This window comes from Klebsiella sp. CN_Kp088 (assembly GCF_040064335.1).
GTDB classification, from domain to species: domain Bacteria; phylum Pseudomonadota; class Gammaproteobacteria; order Enterobacterales; family Enterobacteriaceae; genus Klebsiella; species Klebsiella aerogenes.
Genome location: NZ_JBEAIQ010000027.1, coordinates 17828 through 33324 on the forward strand (window position 1 = coordinate 17828; position 15497 = coordinate 33324).

Sequence of the window (15497 nt, forward strand, 5' to 3'; positions counted from 1 at the left end):
GGAAAAAAATGGGATTACCTTTTGACACTTTTACGGGGTTCGATTTATGCTGTTTACGGGAATAGGAAGATTCTCATGAAATGATGTTTCAATATCCAAACTGTATTTGAAAATATAAATACATTATTGAACGTTTAATTTTCAGTTAATTTAACCGCTAAGATGGCGGGGTACTGCTAAGGAGAGTTTCAAGTGATTAATTTATCGGAGAATTTACTGCATTCGCGTCAGGTGACTTTCATTACTCATCCGTCCATTCAGAGTAATGCATTTGCGACGTGGTTGACTGAGAAGCTATCCGTAAACGTAACTCTGCATAATATCAACAAACCGCTAACTCAACGTCTGGCAAAAGACTCTGTAATATTGTTTGATATTGCCGTCTCTAATAAGAAATTGAATGGCGTGTGGCGAGATATTATTCGCGTACAGGCAGATAATCCGCGTCTGTTGATTATCAATAGCGCGCAAAAGTATGAGCTTTACGAAATGGCGCAATGGCCTGCGTTATATGGCGTATTCCGCCATGACGATGACCAATCGCGCTTAATTGAGGGCGTCAAAGCCGTATTAAATGGCGAGCAGACGGCTGAATTGAGCGTGATGCACCCGGCGCTGTATTCTGCGGATCAGGTCACGGCGCCGACGGAGAACTCACCGTTGACCGAGCGTGAATGTGAGATCCTCAACGAGCTGCGCTGCGGCGCAACGAATATGGATATTGCCCGCGCGCTGTTCATCAGCGAAAACACGGTACGTACTCATCTGTACAATGTGTTCCGCAAATTGAGCGTCAAGAACCGTACCCAGGCGGTAAGCTGGGCGAATGAACATCTGCGTCACTGATTGCCCGGCGGCGCTACGCTTGCGCGGGCCTACGGGTTATGCCAGCGAGGGGGTTGTAGGCCGGGTAAGGCGAAGCCGCCACCCGGCGCAAAAGCGGCTCCGCATCCGCTGCCATGATTGCCCTGCGGCGCTACGCTTGCGCGGGCCTACGGGTTACTCCAGCGGGGGTTTTGTAGGCCGGGTAAGGCGAAGCCGCCACCCGGCGCAAACGCGAATCTATGCTTCGCTTTCATCCCAGAGCTACCGATTAGTATCCCTGTTCGAAATAGCTTTCGAGGATAACCACGGCAGAGGCGGAATCAACGCTGCCTTTATTGAGCGCGCGAAAACCTCCGTGTTCGAACAGCCCTGCGCGGGCTTCGACGGTGCTTAAACGCTCGTCGTGGAGGGTGATTTTCACGCCGAAGCGGCCATGAATTTTATTGGCGAAGTTACGTGCGCGCGCGGTTAGCGGCTGTTCGGTGCCGTCCATGTTCAGCGGCAGGCCGACAATCACCGCTTCCGGCTGCCACTCTTTCAACAGCTTTTCGATGATGTTCCAGTCCGGTTTGCCGTCCTGCGCTTTCAGCGCCGGGAGCGGACGCGCCGTGCCGGTAATGCGCTGCCCAACGGCGACGCCAATGCTTTTAGTGCCAAAATCAAAACTCAGAAAGGTACCGCTCATTATGCATGCCCCGCGTCGGCAGGCATCGTCACGATATCGATACCGATAAGTTTGGCCGCTTCGCGCCAGCGGTCGGCAATCGGCGTTTTAAACAAAATATTCTGATCGGCCGGTGCGGTAAGCCAGGCGTTATCGAGAATTTCCTGTTCCAGTTGCCCTTTTTCCCACGACGCGTAGCCCAACGCCACCAGCACGTTGCTCGGTTGTTTATCGGTACCGAGAGTTTCCAGCACGTCGCGTGAGGTGGTAATCACCGTGTTGTCGGAGATACGGATGCTGGAGGAAAAATCAGACGGCGGCGTGTGCAGAATAAAACCGCGATCCTCCGCCAGCGGGCCGCCGACCATCACCGGCTTATCCAGGCGGATATCCGGGTTGCGCGGTTGCGGCGCGATTTTCAATTTTTCCAGGATCCCTTCCACCTGCAAATTTTCCAGCGGCTTATTGATGATAATGCCCATGGCGCCATCGTCGTTGTACTCGCAGATATAGACGACGGAGCGACGGAAAAGAGGGTCCTGTAGCGCAGGCATGGCAATCAGAAAGTGATGCTGTAAATTCATTGTCAGAGGTTCTGTTCCTGGTTTAAAAAAACAACACCCAGTATGCGGGTAAAGTAGAAACGTGTCGATGCACTTTGTTTTTACTGGCGCCAGAGGGGCGCCTTGCGGGCGGGCGTTTGCCCGCCCCAGTGCTTATTTGTTGATACGTTTTTCGATGGCATCCATCAGCATGCCGGTAATCGACACATCCGGGAAAGCGGCTTCGATTTCGCGCACGCAGGTCGGGCTGGTAACGTTAATCTCGGTCAGGCGATCGCCGATGATGTCCAGGCCGACGAAGATAAGGCCTTTAGCTTTCAGCGTTGGGCCAACGCGGCGGGCGATTTCCCAGTCGCTTTCGGTCAGCGGACGCGCTTCGCCACGACCACCGGCAGCCAGGTTGCCGCGCGTTTCACCGCCCTGCGGGATACGCGCCAGGCAGTATGGCACCGGCTCGCCGTCTACCACCAGCACGCGTTTGTCGCCGTCTTTGATGGCCGGCAGATAATTCTGCGCCATGCAGTAGCGGCTACCCAGTTCAGTCAGGGTTTCGGAAATGACGCCGAGGTTCGGGTCGCCCGCTTTCACGCGGAAGATTGAGGCGCCGCCCATGCCGTCCAGCGGTTTGAGAATGATATCGCCGTGTTTTTCCCAAAACGCTTTCAACTGGGCTTTATTACGGGTGACCAGCGTTTCCGGGGTTAGATCGGAGAACCAGGCGGTAAACAGCTTCTCGTTACAGTCGCGCAGGCTCTGCGGCTTGTTGACGATAAGCGTACCTTTCTCTTCCGCGCGTTCGAGAATGTAGGTGGCGTAGATAAACTCGGTATCGAACGGCGGGTCTTTACGCATCAGGATAACGTCGAGATCCGCCAGCGGCAGGTCCTGTTCGCCGGTGAACGCGTACCACTTGTCGTAATTCTGCTCGACGCTCAGCGTGCGCGTACGGGCGCGGGATTCGCCGTTGATGAGATACAGGTCGTTCATCTCCATGTAATGGAGTTCATAGCCGCGACGCTGCGCTTCCAGCAACATAGCGAAGCTGGTGTCTTTTTTGATGTTGATGGATGCGATAGGGTCCATCACGATGCCGAGCTTGATCATTCTTTTCTCCATTAGCGCTGTCGTGTTTGCGGAACGTTGCGCCAGATTTTAGCCCAGATCGCCAAAACGCACCTGCAGCGCGGTGATGGCGGTGAGCGCGGTGGTCTCAGTACGCAGAACGCGCGGTCCCAACAGGATATCAGTAAACTGATAGCGAGCGGTCATCGCTATCTCTTCCGCCGACAAACCGCCTTCCGGGCCAATCAGCAGGCGAACACGTTCAACCGGCAGCGGCAGCGTATTGATGCTGGCGCTGGCGCGCGGGTGCAGGTTGAGCTTGAGGCCGTTTTCTTCCTCGGCGCACCAGGCTTCCAGCTGCATCGCCGGGCGAATCTCCGGCACGATGTTACGGCCGCTCTGTTCGCAGGCGGCAATAGCGATTTTCTGCCACTGCTGAATCTTCTTCTGCAAGCGTTCGGCATCCAGTTTAACGCCGCAGCGCTCGGAAAACAGTGGCGTTATGAGGCTTACGCCAAGTTCGATCGATTTCTGGATGGTGAATTCCATTTTTTCGCCGCGTGACATCACCTGGCCGAGATGGATGTGCAGCGGTGATTCACGATCGTCGATCTGGCCACGGATAACCTCGACCATGACGTTTTTCTTACCCGCTTCGGTGATGACCGCGTCAAAAACCTGATTGCTGCCGTCAAACAGCTGGATTTCCTGACCTTTGCTCATGCGCAGGACGCGGCCAACGTGGTTTGCCGCGTCTTCGCTGAGGGCAATGTGGCTGCCGGGGGTAATGCGTTCCGGGTGGTGGATGCGAGGAATGCGCATGCTTGATATTCCGTTCTTCGCGCAGATAGCGTCTTCCCCATAGCGGGGAAGACGGCGGCTGCAAATTAACAATTGCCGCTAGTGTAGGTTAGCTCTTTTGCGCCTGGCAAGCCTGCTGGACGTAAGGATTATGGTTGCCCTGTACTTTGGCGATTCGCTCATCGCGCTCGCACTCCCACGAGGTCACCGGATACTGCTTATCCCAGGCGGTAAATAGCTGGGTTTGCTGGCGGGAAAGAGTCAGCTGATAGCGGTCGCGCATATAGAAGTAGGTGCGAGCGATCGAGCCGCGGGCGCGTACCGGCGGTTCGGCGACTTTATCTTTGAAATCGACCTTCATGGCGCATTGACCATACTGCCCGTCGCCGCCGTTCCACTGGCTGTACATAAAGTTGCCGCGATCGCCATTGACCTCGCCGACCGCAGGCTGCAGGTTATGCATATCGCTTTCCATCTTGCGATATTCCGGATCTTTGGCGCAGTTTTTACGTCCACCATCCTGCCAGCACTGGCGCTGGTGGCCGAACTGCCACGCCGGAACCACATGTTCCCATTCGACCCGGCTGGCGCGGTTCTCGTTTTTACGCACTTTGTAGCCGCAAGATTCCAGATCGATAACGCCTTTTTTACCCTGCCAGTCGATTTTACAACCGCAATAAAAGTCGCCGGGGACGTCGGCATTCACTTTTACGCCAGCGGCTTTCGCCTGGGAAAAACTATGAATACCAGCTGCCGCAAGCGGGCCGCTGGCTGCCACGCTGAACAACGCGACGGCAAAAACATACATACGGGACATCGTAAACTCCGTGTCAAAACGAGCCCGCAACGTAGCGAATGAGGGTGTCAGATGCAATCAGTCAGATCAGAAAGTTTCTAATTAATTCCGGTGGTTACTTTTCCGCCACCAGTAGATCGCCGCAGCGAACGCAGCGGTAGGTGGCTTCACCGCGCACCACGCGGTTATGACGACGAACGGTGAGCTGATGCTGCTGGCACTGGCAGCGATAGGGGAAGGTGTTCTGGCGTACCGAATCAAGCTCAAAGCGGTGGGTGCGGCGGGCGGGGACGCCCAGCACGGCCTCCATCATCCATTTCCACTCTTTACCGTGCGGCGCGACGCGGCCAAAGTGTTTCCACACCAGCAGATGCGCCAGTTCGTGCGGCACCACTTCATCGATAAACGCCTGCTGATTTTCCAGCAATAGCACTGGATTAAGGCGGATCTCGTTTTTCTCCAGCCACGCGGTGCCTGCGGAGGTGCCGCGCTGCTGATAAACCAGCGTCGGTTCCGCATAGCGGCGTTCCAGCTTGAGATTGGCGGTGGCAAGGTGCTCCCGCAGGCTACGCATGACGGCCTGCTGGATAGCGATGGGAATACGGGGTGTTTTCATAGCGCCAGAGGATAGTGCGCCGCGCGGTGGAGAGCAAGAAGAAGCTTCCTCCCGAAGGGGAGGAAGCACAGAGGGGATTAATCGCGAGCGCCGATTTCGCGCAGCGGACGTCCCTGCATCAGGTTGCGTTCAATATGTTCCAGCGAGACGTTTTTGGTTTCCGGAATCAGCCAGATAGTCAGCAGGATAAACAGCACGTTCAGACCGCCGTAGACCCAGAAGGTGTTGGCGCTGCCGAGAGAGTTCAGCATGGTCAGGAAGGTGGCGCCGACGATCATATTGGCAATCCAGTTGGTCGCGGTGGAGCAGGTGATACCGAAATCGCGGCCTTTCAGCGGCTGGATTTCCGAACACAGTACCCAAATCAGCGGGCCGGCGCTCATCGCGAAGCCGACGATAAACATCAGCAGCATCAGTACCGCGAAGTACTGTGCGGTAGCAGAATGAATACCGATATGCATCATGCTGCCCAGTACGCCCATACCGGCGGCCATCACGATAAAGCCGAGGATCAGCGTCGGTTTGCGGCCCCAGCGGTCGACCAGGCCGATAGCGATAAAGGTGGCCAGTACGTTGGTCAGGCCGACGATCACGGTGCCCCACATTTGCTCAGTGGTATTGGCATAGCCCGCCAGTTCAAAAATCTTCGGCGCATAGTACATGATGACGTTCATTCCGGTGAACTGTTGCATGATCTGCAGCAGTACGCCGAGGAATACCGCACGGCGGAAGTTGCTGTTCTCTTTGAACAGCGCCCAGCCGGACTGTTTGACTTTCAGGCTTTCGCGGATTTCATCGAGCTCGCGTTTGGCTTCGGCGCTGGTATCTCGCAGGCGCAGCAGGACGCGCTCGGCATCGACGAAACGGCGTTTAGCGGCAAACCAGCGCGGGCTATCCGGCAGGAAGATAACGCCGATCAGCAGCAGGACTGCCGGGATGATAATCACGCCGAGCATCCAGCGCCACGCGCCGCTATAGCTGAAGGCGGTATCGGAAAGATAGGCGCCGAGAATACCGATGGTAATCATCAACTGGTACATCGAAATCATACTGCCGCGGATTTTCTCCGGCGCGATTTCCGACAAGTACAGCGGCGCGGTGTAAGAGGCGACGCCAACCGCCAGCCCCAGCAATACGCGGGAAATTAGCAGGATTTCGACGTTCGGCGCGGCGGCGGAAAATAGCGAGCCCGCAACGAACAGGATCGCGCCGATCATCAGACTTTTTTTACGCCCAAGTTTGAAAGAGAGCCAGCCGCTGCCCACTGCGCCGACGGCGGCGCCGAACATCATGGAGCTGACCACCCACTCCTGGGTGTGTGCGCTGATTTGGAATTCATTGGCAATGAACGGTAAGGCGCCGGCAATAACGCCGATATCAAGGCCGAACAGTAAGCCGGCCAGCGCGGCGAGGAAACAGACAAAGAACGTCATCGTCTTGTTTGAACGCCCTTGTTTTTTATTGTCAGGCATAACGCCCTCCAGTTGAGTTATTGATTCTGTCGATGCTTAGAGTAGGGGAGTGCAGGACAAAAAAACGTGATTACAATCACGACTGTGTAATCGGTTACACTAAGGTAAAGATATGTAATCAGCAAAAACATATTCAAATCATAGATATAAAAGGCAATTATCGCCAATAAGATTGCGCTGAAACGGTGAGGTTCGACATGGTATGTAACATTGTGAAAAGAATTGGCTTCAAAAGAATGCTCAGTTACGCCAGGCTCTATAACAGATATGTAATCGCTTCCATTGTCTATGGCCTGCATGACAAAAAAGGGCAGGAAGCGTTAGATGTGGGGAATGAGGGGCAACAAAAAGGCCAGCGCGGGGCTGGCCTTAAGTCGTCAAGCGGGGTGGCTTATTTCAGGCCAGCCGCTTCGCGCAGCAGGGCTGCTTTGTCGGTTTTTTCCCATGGGAAATGTTCGCGACCAAAGTGACCGTAAGCCGCGGTCTCTTTGTAGATCGGGTGCAGCAGATCCAGCATCTGAATCAGGCCGTATGGACGCAGGTCGAAGAACTCGCGTACCAGCAGGGTCAGCTGTTCAGAAGGCACTTTTTCGGTGCCGAAGGTTTCGACCATGATTGAGGTCGGTTCAGCGACGCCGATAGCGTAGGAAACCTGAATCTCACAACGATCGGCAAGGCCTGCGGCAACGATGTTTTTCGCCACATAGCGCGCCGCGTAGGCTGCGGAACGGTCAACTTTAGATGGATCTTTACCGGAGAACGCGCCGCCGCCGTGGCGAGCCATACCGCCGTAGGTATCAACGATGATCTTACGACCGGTCAGACCGCAGTCGCCCATCGGGCCGCCGATAACGAAACGGCCGGTCGGGTTGATGAAGAACTTGGTCGAAGCGTTCAGCCATTCGGTCGGCAGAATCGGCTTGATGATCTCTTCCATCACTGCTTCCTGCAGGGATTTCTGATCGATATCTTCAGCGTGCTGAGTAGACAGAACTACCGCATCGATGCCGACGATTTTGCCGTCGTCATACTGGAAAGTGACCTGGCTTTTCGCGTCCGGACGCAGCCACGGCAGGGTGCCGTTTTTGCGGACTTCAGCCTGGCGCTGTACCAGACGGTGAGCATAGGTCACCGGAGCCGGCATCAGCACGTCAGTTTCGTTAGTGGCATAACCAAACATCAGGCCCTGGTCGCCCGCGCCCTGTTCCAGCGGGTCGGCACGGTCAACGCCCTGGTTGATGTCCGGGGACTGTTTACCAATGGCGCTCAGGACGGCACAAGAGTTGGCGTCAAAGCCCATATCGGAATGCACGTAGCCAATTTCACGCACCGTGTTACGGGTGATCTCTTCGATATCAACCCATGCGCTGGTGGTGATTTCACCGCCAACCAGAACCATGCCGGTTTTAACGTAGGTTTCGCAGGCTACGCGCGCTTTCGGATCCTGTTCGAGGATCGCGTCCAGCACGGCATCGGAGATTTGGTCAGCAATTTTGTCTGGATGCCCTTCTGATACAGACTCGGACGTAAAGAGGTGTTTTGCCATGTTTTATTTTACCTGTGAGTATTCGTGTAGCTCATACTGTTGTGTAGAGAGGCTTTGATAGATGACCCTACCAAGGCTTGCAGGTAGTGACACGAGCAGTCTGAGTGTTAATCAGTATAGATGGATTAACTTCTGGATGGCTATTTTAGGTCAGAACTTCATCGCATTTCCACATTTTTTTGACATCACCCGCATTAATGGAAAAAGCGTGGTGGAAATTTTTCCTGACAACCCCGGCAAGGCGCGTATTTTTATTTTGCATTTTACCCCGCTTCTCGGTATAAAACGCCGCGCGCGGCTCATTAAAAAAGCGCACGAAGCCCCATCTCGTGACGCCACTTCCAGCCGGGTTAAGCACTCTGTTACACAGCGGCGGTTTCGCCGGCTGTTCGATATGTATGTACCCTAAATAATTTAAGTTGCAGGAAGGCGGCAAGGGCGTGAATTCCCAGGAGCATAGATAACTATGTGACTGGGATGAACGCACGCAGCCAACGCATCTGCAGCTTGAAGTATGACGGGTATAGCTTTGGCTTGTCGCTGGCCTGTTTCGGGGCAGTGTGGAGGTGATACCAGATAATGAACCAACGTTTTTCGCCTGATTCGTCGCGTCGTTCTGTCGCGCAATTCTATCCCGCAATCTGCATCTCTTTCGTGCAAACCTGCCGATGTTCTACCCATCTCGGCGCTTCTCAGGATTCCAGGGCCTCCAGGCTTTTTGAAAACTGAACAAGGGCGCTCTTGCGTGAGCAAGGGTTTTCTCGTGGTTTCTCCGGGCTGTCACACCAGCTTCGGGTACGTGTTTTACTATATATGAATAAGAAACCGGTCGCGCAGCTGCAGTGCCAGCACTATCTGCTGGGATTAAAGGCTGTTCATGGGTTGTTATCGCGTCTGTCGACTGCGATAGTAGTTAATATTACAAGTTGAGGTTCGCTATGTCTGACGACATGTCTTTGGGTTCGCTTTCGTCAGCAGGCGAACACGGTGTACTACGTTCCATGCAGGAGGTTGCGATGAGCTCCCAGGAAGCCAGCAAAATGCTACGTACCTACAATATTGCCTGGTGGGGTAATAACTATTACGACGTTAACGAACTGGGCCATATCAGCGTTTGCCCGGATCCTGACGTCCCGGAAGCGCGCGTCGACCTGGCCGAGCTGGTCAAAGCGCGCGAAGCCCAGGGACAACGCCTGCCGGCGCTGTTCTGCTTCCCGCAGATCCTGCAACATCGTCTGCGCTCGATTAACGCCGCCTTCAAGCGCGCGCGTGAATCCTACGGTTATAACGGCGACTATTTCCTTGTCTACCCGATCAAGGTTAACCAGCACCGTCGCGTGATTGAATCCTTGATCCACTCCGGCGAACCGCTGGGGCTGGAGGCCGGTTCGAAGGCTGAGCTGATGGCGGTGCTGGCGCACGCGGGGATGACCCGTAGCGTGATCGTCTGTAACGGTTATAAAGATCGCGAATACATCCGTCTGGCGCTGGTGGGTGAGAAGATGGGCCATAAGGTCTATCTGGTCATCGAGAAGATGTCGGAAATCGCCATCGTGCTGGAAGAGGCCGCCCGTCTGAACGTAGTGCCGCGCCTTGGCGTGCGTGCGCGTCTGGCTTCGCAGGGCTCCGGTAAATGGCAGTCCTCCGGCGGTGAGAAATCCAAATTTGGCCTCGCGGCGACGCAGGTGCTGCAACTGGTCGAAATTCTGCGCGAGGCAGGCCATCTTGAGAGCCTGCAACTGCTGCACTTCCACCTCGGCTCGCAGATGGCCAACATTCGCGATATCGCCACCGGCGTGCGCGAATCGGCGCGTTTCTACGTCGAGCTGCATAAGCTGGGCGTCAATATTCAGTGCTTCGATGTCGGCGGCGGTCTGGGCGTGGACTATGAAGGGACCCGCTCGCAGTCCGACTGTTCGGTGAACTACGGCCTGAATGAGTACGCCAACAATATCATCTGGGCGATCGGCGATGCCTGTGAAGAGAACGGCCTGCCGCACCCGACGGTGATTACTGAGTCCGGCCGCGCGGTGACCGCGCACCACACCGTACTGGTTTCCAACATTATCGGCGTCGAGCGCAACGAATACACCGAGGCGACCCCGCCGGCGGAAGACGCCGCGCGTCCGCTGCAGAGCATGTGGGAAACCTGGCTGGAGATGCACGAAACCGGCAACCGCCGCTCGCTGCGTGAATGGCTGCATGACAGCCAAATGGATCTGCACGATATCCACATCGGCTACTCCTCAGGCACCTTCAACCTGCAGGAGCGCGCGTGGGCGGAACAGCTGTATCTGAACATGTGCCATGAGGTGCAAAAACAGCTCGATCCAAGCAACCGCGCCCATCGCCCGATTATCGATGAGCTGCAGGAACGTATGGCGGATAAAATCTACGTCAACTTCTCGCTGTTCCAGTCGATGCCGGATGCCTGGGGTATCGATCAGCTGTTCCCGGTGATGCCGCTGGAAGGGCTGAACAAGTCGCCGGAACGCCGCGCGGTGCTGCTGGATATTACCTGCGACTCCGATGGCGCCATCGATCACTATGTTGACGGCGACGGGATCGCCACCACCATGCCGATGCCGGAATACGACCCGGAGAACCCGCCAATGCTGGGCTTCTTTATGGTTGGCGCTTATCAGGAGATCCTCGGCAACATGCACAACCTGTTCGGCGACACCGAAGCGGTAGACGTCTTCGTCTTCCCGGACGGTAGCGTTGAGGTTGAGCTCTCCGATGAGGGCGATACGGTGGCGGATATGCTGCAGTATGTTCAACTGGATCCGAATACGTTGCTGACCCAGTTCCGCGATCAGGTGAAAAATACCGGACTCGACGCCGAGCTGCAGCAGCAGTTCCTCGAAGAGTTCGAAGCGGGGCTGTACGGGTATACTTATCTTGAAGATGAGTAACTAAGAGTTATCCGCTGGCGGGCCGGTTTATATTCCTGAACCGGCCCTTTTTTATAAATGAAATCTGAAACATCATGGTAGCTGCTTTTTAAAATGACAAAGGTCCGTACACTGCCGCAGGGAATTAACATTCAGTGAAACAGGGACGGAATATGAAAAGCATACCGCGTTACGGTCTTATTATCGGTTTATTATTTTTAAGCGGCTGCGCAAAACAGCCGGAGTACAATACCCGCACGGCACTCTCCACTGAGGTTGCCACCCGCTGGGGCAGCGACGTTCACTCAACGGTTAAAGGCGTGTCTGCAGAACGCGTAGATTCCCATCCTGATGAGATCGTACTAATTAATTATTCCGGTCAATATCAAACCGGGTTTGACCAGCGCTATAGCATTCGTAATAGCGATCTGGAATATGCGGTGCGCGATGCTAATTTTAACTCTCTCCCTATTACTCGCAGCTATAATAATTCCACGGGAAAATGGCAATACGCCATTGCGGCCCGCGTTGGTACTCAGTATCAATTATATGTCCGTAATTATAGCCACAGCGTGGATTATGAAATTGTCGCCACGGTGGATGGTCTCGATGTCCTGAGCGGTAAGGCCGGTTCGCTTAACAACAATGGCTACATTGTGCCTGCTGGTGGCTCGTTAGCGATCAAAGGCTTTCGTAAAAACAGCCGTATCGAGGCGGCATTCGAATTTTCAAACGTCGCGCAATCTTATGCCGCCCATTCCGTACAGGGCGACACGCGTAACGTTGGAGTCATTGGTTTTGCGGCCTTCGCTTTACGTGGAAAAGAGCAAGCGTCGCTACCGCCGTGCGCGAGCCAGGCCTTCCAGGCGGACGGTTTCGCCCCGGCGCCTTGTCAAAAATAAACGTCCCGCTTGCTGCCGGGCGTTTTTCGGGCGATAATTTATGCCCATAAGCAGTAACCCAATTCAAACCCTTCCTCGTCGGGCCTAACGACGCGGAGGGGTTTTTTTATACTTATTTTTTACGTACCACGACTGCGAAAAGAGGTCATATCCATGAGCACTTTAGGTCATCAATACGATAACTCCCTGGTATCCAACGCCTTTGGTTTCCTGCGTCTGCCGATGAACTTTATGCCGTATGAAAGCGATGCGGATTGGGTCATCACCGGCGTGCCGTTTGATATGGCGACCTCCGGGCGCGCGGGCGGCCGTCATGGCCCGGCGGCGATCCGTCAGGTGTCAACCAACCTTGCCTGGGAGCACAACCGTTTCCCATGGAACTTCGACATGCGCGAACGCCTGAACGTCGTGGACTGCGGCGATCTGGTCTACGCCTTCGGCGACGCCCGCGAAATGAGCGAGAAACTGCAGGCGCACGCGGAGAAACTGCTGGCGGCCGGTAAACGCATGCTCTCCTTCGGCGGCGACCATTTCGTCACCCTGCCGCTGCTGCGCGCCCACGCCAAGCATTTCGGTAAAATGGCGCTGGTACACTTCGATGCCCACACCGATACCTACGCCAACGGCTGTGAATTCGACCACGGCACCATGTTCTACACCGCGCCGAACGAAGGGCTTATCGATCCGAACCACTCCGTGCAGATCGGTATTCGTACCGAATTCGATAAAGATAACGGTTTTACCGTGCTTGATGCGGGCCAGGTTAACGACCGCAGCGTCGATGACATCATCGCTCAGGTGAAGCAGATCGTCGGCGATATGCCGGTGTACCTGACCTTCGATATCGACTGCTTGGATCCGGCATTTGCGCCAGGTACCGGTACGCCGGTGATCGGTGGACTCACCTCCGACCGTGCGATCAAACTGGTGCGCGGCCTGAAGGATCTGAACATCGTCGGGATGGACGTGGTTGAAGTCGCCCCGGCCTATGACCAGTCCGAAATCACCGCCCTGGCGGCGGCGACTCTGGCGCTGGAGATGCTTTATATTCAGGCGGCGAAGAAAGGCGACTAATTTTTAAGCGTTTACTGCTGCTGCTGCGCGACGCATGCGCAGCAGCAGTACGCCGCCGGCGCACAGCGTGATCAGCTGCGATGCCACCAGAACGGAAAAACCTGAACTGACCGATCCCACCGATTTCATCACCACTCCCATCAGCAGCGGAATAAACGCCGCGCAAATATTGCCAATGCCGTTAATGATCCCATAGGCGCTGCCCACCGCTTCGCGCGGGGCGTGATGCTGAACCACCGCGGGGATCGCTGCCCCCTGTAATCCCCAGAAAACGTTCGCCGCCAGCATAAACAGCGCCAGCATCGCCGGCTGATGGCTGAGCATCAGCGCCAGCACAGAACCGGCGGTGAGTAGGCCGCCGATAATAAACAGCAGCGGCGCCTGCTCCGGGCGCATTTTGTCGAGGAGCACGCCGCCAAGAAACTTTGAGCCGAGGCTTAACAGAAAGGGGACAGCCGCCAGCAGGCCGGTAGCCTGTAGCGAGAAGTGGTGCTCGTCGCGCAGCCAGGCGGGCAACCAGGCGCTACTCCCCCACAGATAGCTGAGTGTGGCGATTTCTACCAGCAGGATCCAGCCTAGCAGCGGCGTGCGCCAGGCGAGGGCGAAAGTCTGCCTGAAACCCGGCTTCGCGCGCTGTGAGGTTACTTGTGGCGCGGGGAGAAACCGCCAGATTAATCCGCCGCCGAGTAGCAGGTTAAGCAGCGCCAGCGCGTAGAAGGAGCCGATCCAGCCAACGTGCGCCATCAGCCAGGTGACCAGCGGGAAGCCTACCGCCAGCCCCAACGATACGCCAAGGGCGGTCAGCGCATTCGGCTTGCCTATTTCATCGGCGGCGAAGTTGTCGTTGATAAAGCGCGTTTTCAGAGAGAACAGCGGCCCCTCCGCCACGCCAAGAACGATGCGCGCGATCAACATTCCCAGCAGTGAGCCGAGTAGCGGGGAAATGGCGCACACCAGCGCCCATATCGCAATGCTGCTTAACAGTCCCTGACGATAATGCCATCTACTTTCTATAACTGGGGTTAATAATAATGCCGAAAAACCATAACCCAGAAGAAAGCATGTCATTAGCATACCTTGTAACATTCTGTTTTCATTTAACTGAAAATGGGCAGCGAATTCCGGATTAAGGATCATCACCGAGATATTTACCCGATCGACGTAGGAAATGATTATTAACAAAAGTAATGCTATTACCCCTTGCCATCTTGCCGCCATTCGTTGTCTCCACGCTTAATTTAATGATTGCCAGTTATTATTTTTTAACGCCAGAAATAGTTACATGAGTAAAATGGTTCACCTGTGAAACTCATTGTTTTTAAATGATTAAATAAAGAGTTGTTTCATGGGTGAAACACCATGGTTTCCGCTATTGCCCATTTTTAATGATCGATTTGAAAAGAAGTCAATAGTCGTATGTGAAATTTAAATCGGCATTTTTATTTATAATGGATCACCGCTTTAAATATCATCATTTCATCTGAATGCAGTTTTTCGTGATCAATTGCACACTTAGCTAATTTAAAAGCCATTCATTAACAAGTTCGTCACATTAACGCTTGACGAAACATTCACCGCTTTTATATTGACCGTATTAAATAAGAAACAGAGTTTCATATATGAAACATAAGCCCGGAGGATTGCGATGAGCTGGATAGGCGTATGTGACGCGGAGCAAGTACAGGAAGATTTCCCATATAGCGGCAATATCGACGGTAAGGAAATCGGTATTTATCTGATTGATGGCGAATATTACGCGCTGGAAGACGTTTGCCCTCATGCCTATGCGCTCCTGAGCCAGGGCTTTGTCGAAGATGGCAAGGTGGAATGCCCGCTGCATGAGGCGGTATTCGACGTCAAAACCGGCCAGTGCCTGCATGGCCCCGGCGGTCGCAACCTTAATCGTTACCCGGTGCGGGTATACGACAATCAGATCCAGATTACCTTTATCGAGGAGAACGTGGCATGAGCGAATCCCTGGACTTCAACCCGGCGCTACCGGAAAGCCGCCAGTTTACGCCACCGGCGGAAGGCGGAAACGGCAATATCCATAAGCCTGGCGACTATCACAATCTGATTTGGCAAACCCGCAGCCGGGTGCCGGAAAACTGGGAACTGCAGCTTATCGCCACCCTGGAAACGTTGTTCGAGCAGGGCGCGGAAAGTCTCGGTGAACTGGTGAACGGCCTCAATGGCGTCAGGATGCATGACCAACAGGGCGAACCGTGGAGCGAAAGCAGCTTCCAGGCATTTTTACAGGTTAACGGCTACTGAGGACACAG

At 54.7% G+C, this 15497-nt stretch carries 17 protein-coding genes; 8 read left to right on the forward strand and 9 right to left on the reverse strand.

The features are described 5' to 3' along the window. Positions 1–192: 192 nt before the first annotated feature. Positions 193–846 (forward strand): LuxR C-terminal-related transcriptional regulator, encoded by a 654-nt coding sequence (locus tag ABLV08_RS16920; protein WP_015369732.1) that lies wholly within the window; start codon positions 193–195, stop codon positions 844–846. 247 nt (positions 847–1093) lie between these two features. Here ABLV08_RS16920 and ruvX read toward each other — a convergent pair whose 3' ends face one another. The 8 genes from ruvX to metK all read right to left on the reverse strand — a co-directional run bounded on the left by ruvX (position 1094) and on the right by metK (position 8345). Further along, positions 1094–1510, reverse strand: coding sequence for a Holliday junction resolvase RuvX (ruvX, locus tag ABLV08_RS16925; protein WP_015369733.1), 417 nt, complete (start codon positions 1508–1510; stop codon positions 1094–1096). Next, positions 1510–2073 (reverse strand): YqgE/AlgH family protein, encoded by a 564-nt coding sequence (locus ABLV08_RS16930; RefSeq protein ID WP_015369734.1) that lies wholly within the window; start codon positions 2071–2073, stop codon positions 1510–1512. Before ABLV08_RS16930 ends, ruvX begins: the two co-directional genes overlap by 1 nt. A gap of 132 nt (positions 2074–2205) precedes the next feature. Next, positions 2206–3156, reverse strand: coding sequence for a glutathione synthase (gene gshB / locus ABLV08_RS16935; protein WP_015369735.1), 951 nt, complete (start codon positions 3154–3156; stop codon positions 2206–2208). 48 nt (positions 3157–3204) lie between these two features. Further along, positions 3205–3936 carry a 16S rRNA (uracil(1498)-N(3))-methyltransferase gene (gene rsmE / locus ABLV08_RS16940; protein ID WP_015369736.1) on the reverse strand — a complete coding sequence of 244 codons (732 nt, stop codon included), beginning with the start codon at positions 3934–3936 and terminating at the stop codon, positions 3205–3207. A gap of 88 nt (positions 3937–4024) precedes the next feature. Beyond that, the gene (endA, locus tag ABLV08_RS16945; protein WP_015369737.1) at positions 4025–4732 is read right to left on the reverse strand and encodes a deoxyribonuclease I; all 708 of its coding nucleotides are present in this window, start codon (positions 4730–4732) and stop codon (positions 4025–4027) included. Positions 4733–4826: 94 nt separating this feature from the next. Further along, entirely contained in the window at positions 4827–5327 is a 501-nt protein-coding gene (locus ABLV08_RS16950; protein WP_020077952.1) for a SprT family zinc-dependent metalloprotease, read from the reverse strand. 77 nt (positions 5328–5404) lie between these two features. Further along, on the reverse strand, positions 5405–6799 hold the full coding sequence (locus ABLV08_RS16955; protein WP_015369739.1) for a sugar porter family MFS transporter: 1395 nt from the start codon (positions 6797–6799) through the stop codon (positions 5405–5407). A gap of 391 nt (positions 6800–7190) precedes the next feature. Next, positions 7191–8345 carry a methionine adenosyltransferase gene (gene metK, locus ABLV08_RS16960; RefSeq protein ID WP_004149807.1) on the reverse strand — a complete coding sequence of 385 codons (1155 nt, stop codon included), beginning with the start codon at positions 8343–8345 and terminating at the stop codon, positions 7191–7193. Positions 8346–8481: 136 nt separating this feature from the next. Here metK and ABLV08_RS16965 point away from each other — a divergent pair, with 136 nt between their 5' ends. From ABLV08_RS16965 to speB, 5 genes are all read left to right on the forward strand, one after another. Next, complete coding sequence (locus ABLV08_RS16965) at positions 8482–8754, forward strand: hypothetical protein (RefSeq protein ID WP_221914121.1); 273 nt, start codon at positions 8482–8484, stop codon at positions 8752–8754. 404 nt (positions 8755–9158) lie between these two features. Then, a complete protein-coding gene (gene yqgB / locus ABLV08_RS16970) occupies positions 9159–9275 on the forward strand; it encodes an acid stress response protein YqgB (RefSeq protein ID WP_015369741.1) in 117 nt (38 codons plus the stop codon). Positions 9276–9283: 8 nt separating this feature from the next. Continuing rightward, positions 9284–11260 carry a biosynthetic arginine decarboxylase gene (gene speA / locus ABLV08_RS16975; RefSeq protein ID WP_020077953.1) on the forward strand — a complete coding sequence of 659 codons (1977 nt, stop codon included), beginning with the start codon at positions 9284–9286 and terminating at the stop codon, positions 11258–11260. A gap of 152 nt (positions 11261–11412) precedes the next feature. Further along, positions 11413–12141, forward strand: a complete 729-nt coding sequence (locus tag ABLV08_RS16980; protein WP_032712512.1) for a membrane protein — start codon at positions 11413–11415, stop codon at positions 12139–12141. Positions 12142–12294: 153 nt separating this feature from the next. Then, positions 12295–13215 carry an agmatinase gene (gene speB / locus ABLV08_RS16985; protein ID WP_015369744.1) on the forward strand — a complete coding sequence of 307 codons (921 nt, stop codon included), beginning with the start codon at positions 12295–12297 and terminating at the stop codon, positions 13213–13215. A 3-nt stretch (positions 13216–13218) separates the two neighbouring features. Here the strand turns inward: speB and ABLV08_RS16990 are convergent, their stop codons facing one another. Then, positions 13219–14433, reverse strand: a complete 1215-nt coding sequence (locus ABLV08_RS16990) for an MFS transporter (protein WP_032712511.1) — start codon at positions 14431–14433, stop codon at positions 13219–13221. A gap of 427 nt (positions 14434–14860) precedes the next feature. Between ABLV08_RS16990 and ABLV08_RS16995 the strand changes: the two genes are divergently transcribed. Continuing rightward, a complete protein-coding gene (locus ABLV08_RS16995; protein WP_004151769.1) occupies positions 14861–15184 on the forward strand; it encodes a non-heme iron oxygenase ferredoxin subunit in 324 nt (107 codons plus the stop codon). Continuing rightward, positions 15181–15489, forward strand: a complete 309-nt coding sequence (locus tag ABLV08_RS17000) for a recombinase-like helix-turn-helix domain-containing protein (RefSeq protein WP_004144765.1) — start codon at positions 15181–15183, stop codon at positions 15487–15489. The genes ABLV08_RS16995 and ABLV08_RS17000 overlap by 4 nt, the downstream gene beginning before the upstream one ends. The last annotated feature ends 8 nt before the right edge of the window (positions 15490–15497 follow it).

Coding starts and splice junctions, on each gene's coding strand:
- gshB (WP_015369735.1), bottom strand. CDS start 3,156: ATGATCAAGCTCGGCATCGTGATGGACCCTATCGCATCCATCAACATC.
- ABLV08_RS16980 (WP_032712512.1), top strand. CDS start 11,413: ATGAAAAGCATACCGCGTTACGGTCTTATTATCGGTTTATTATTTTTA.
- ABLV08_RS16990 (WP_032712511.1), bottom strand. CDS start 14,433: ATGGCGGCAAGATGGCAAGGGGTAATAGCATTACTTTTGTTAATAATC.
- metK (WP_004149807.1), bottom strand. CDS start 8,345: ATGGCAAAACACCTCTTTACGTCCGAGTCTGTATCAGAAGGGCATCCA.
- rsmE (WP_015369736.1), bottom strand. CDS start 3,936: ATGCGCATTCCTCGCATCCACCACCCGGAACGCATTACCCCCGGCAGC.
- ABLV08_RS16930 (WP_015369734.1), bottom strand. CDS start 2,073: ATGAATTTACAGCATCACTTTCTGATTGCCATGCCTGCGCTACAGGAC.
- ABLV08_RS16995 (WP_004151769.1), top strand. CDS start 14,861: ATGAGCTGGATAGGCGTATGTGACGCGGAGCAAGTACAGGAAGATTTC.
- endA (WP_015369737.1), bottom strand. CDS start 4,732: ATGTCCCGTATGTATGTTTTTGCCGTCGCGTTGTTCAGCGTGGCAGCC.
- speB (WP_015369744.1), top strand. CDS start 12,295: ATGAGCACTTTAGGTCATCAATACGATAACTCCCTGGTATCCAACGCC.
- yqgB (WP_015369741.1), top strand. CDS start 9,159: ATGAATAAGAAACCGGTCGCGCAGCTGCAGTGCCAGCACTATCTGCTG.
- ABLV08_RS16965 (WP_221914121.1), top strand. CDS start 8,482: ATGGCTATTTTAGGTCAGAACTTCATCGCATTTCCACATTTTTTTGAC.
- ABLV08_RS16955 (WP_015369739.1), bottom strand. CDS start 6,799: ATGCCTGACAATAAAAAACAAGGGCGTTCAAACAAGACGATGACGTTC.
- ruvX (WP_015369733.1), bottom strand. CDS start 1,510: ATGAGCGGTACCTTTCTGAGTTTTGATTTTGGCACTAAAAGCATTGGC.
- ABLV08_RS17000 (WP_004144765.1), top strand. CDS start 15,181: ATGAGCGAATCCCTGGACTTCAACCCGGCGCTACCGGAAAGCCGCCAG.
- speA (WP_020077953.1), top strand. CDS start 9,284: ATGTCTGACGACATGTCTTTGGGTTCGCTTTCGTCAGCAGGCGAACAC.
- ABLV08_RS16950 (WP_020077952.1), bottom strand. CDS start 5,327: ATGAAAACACCCCGTATTCCCATCGCTATCCAGCAGGCCGTCATGCGT.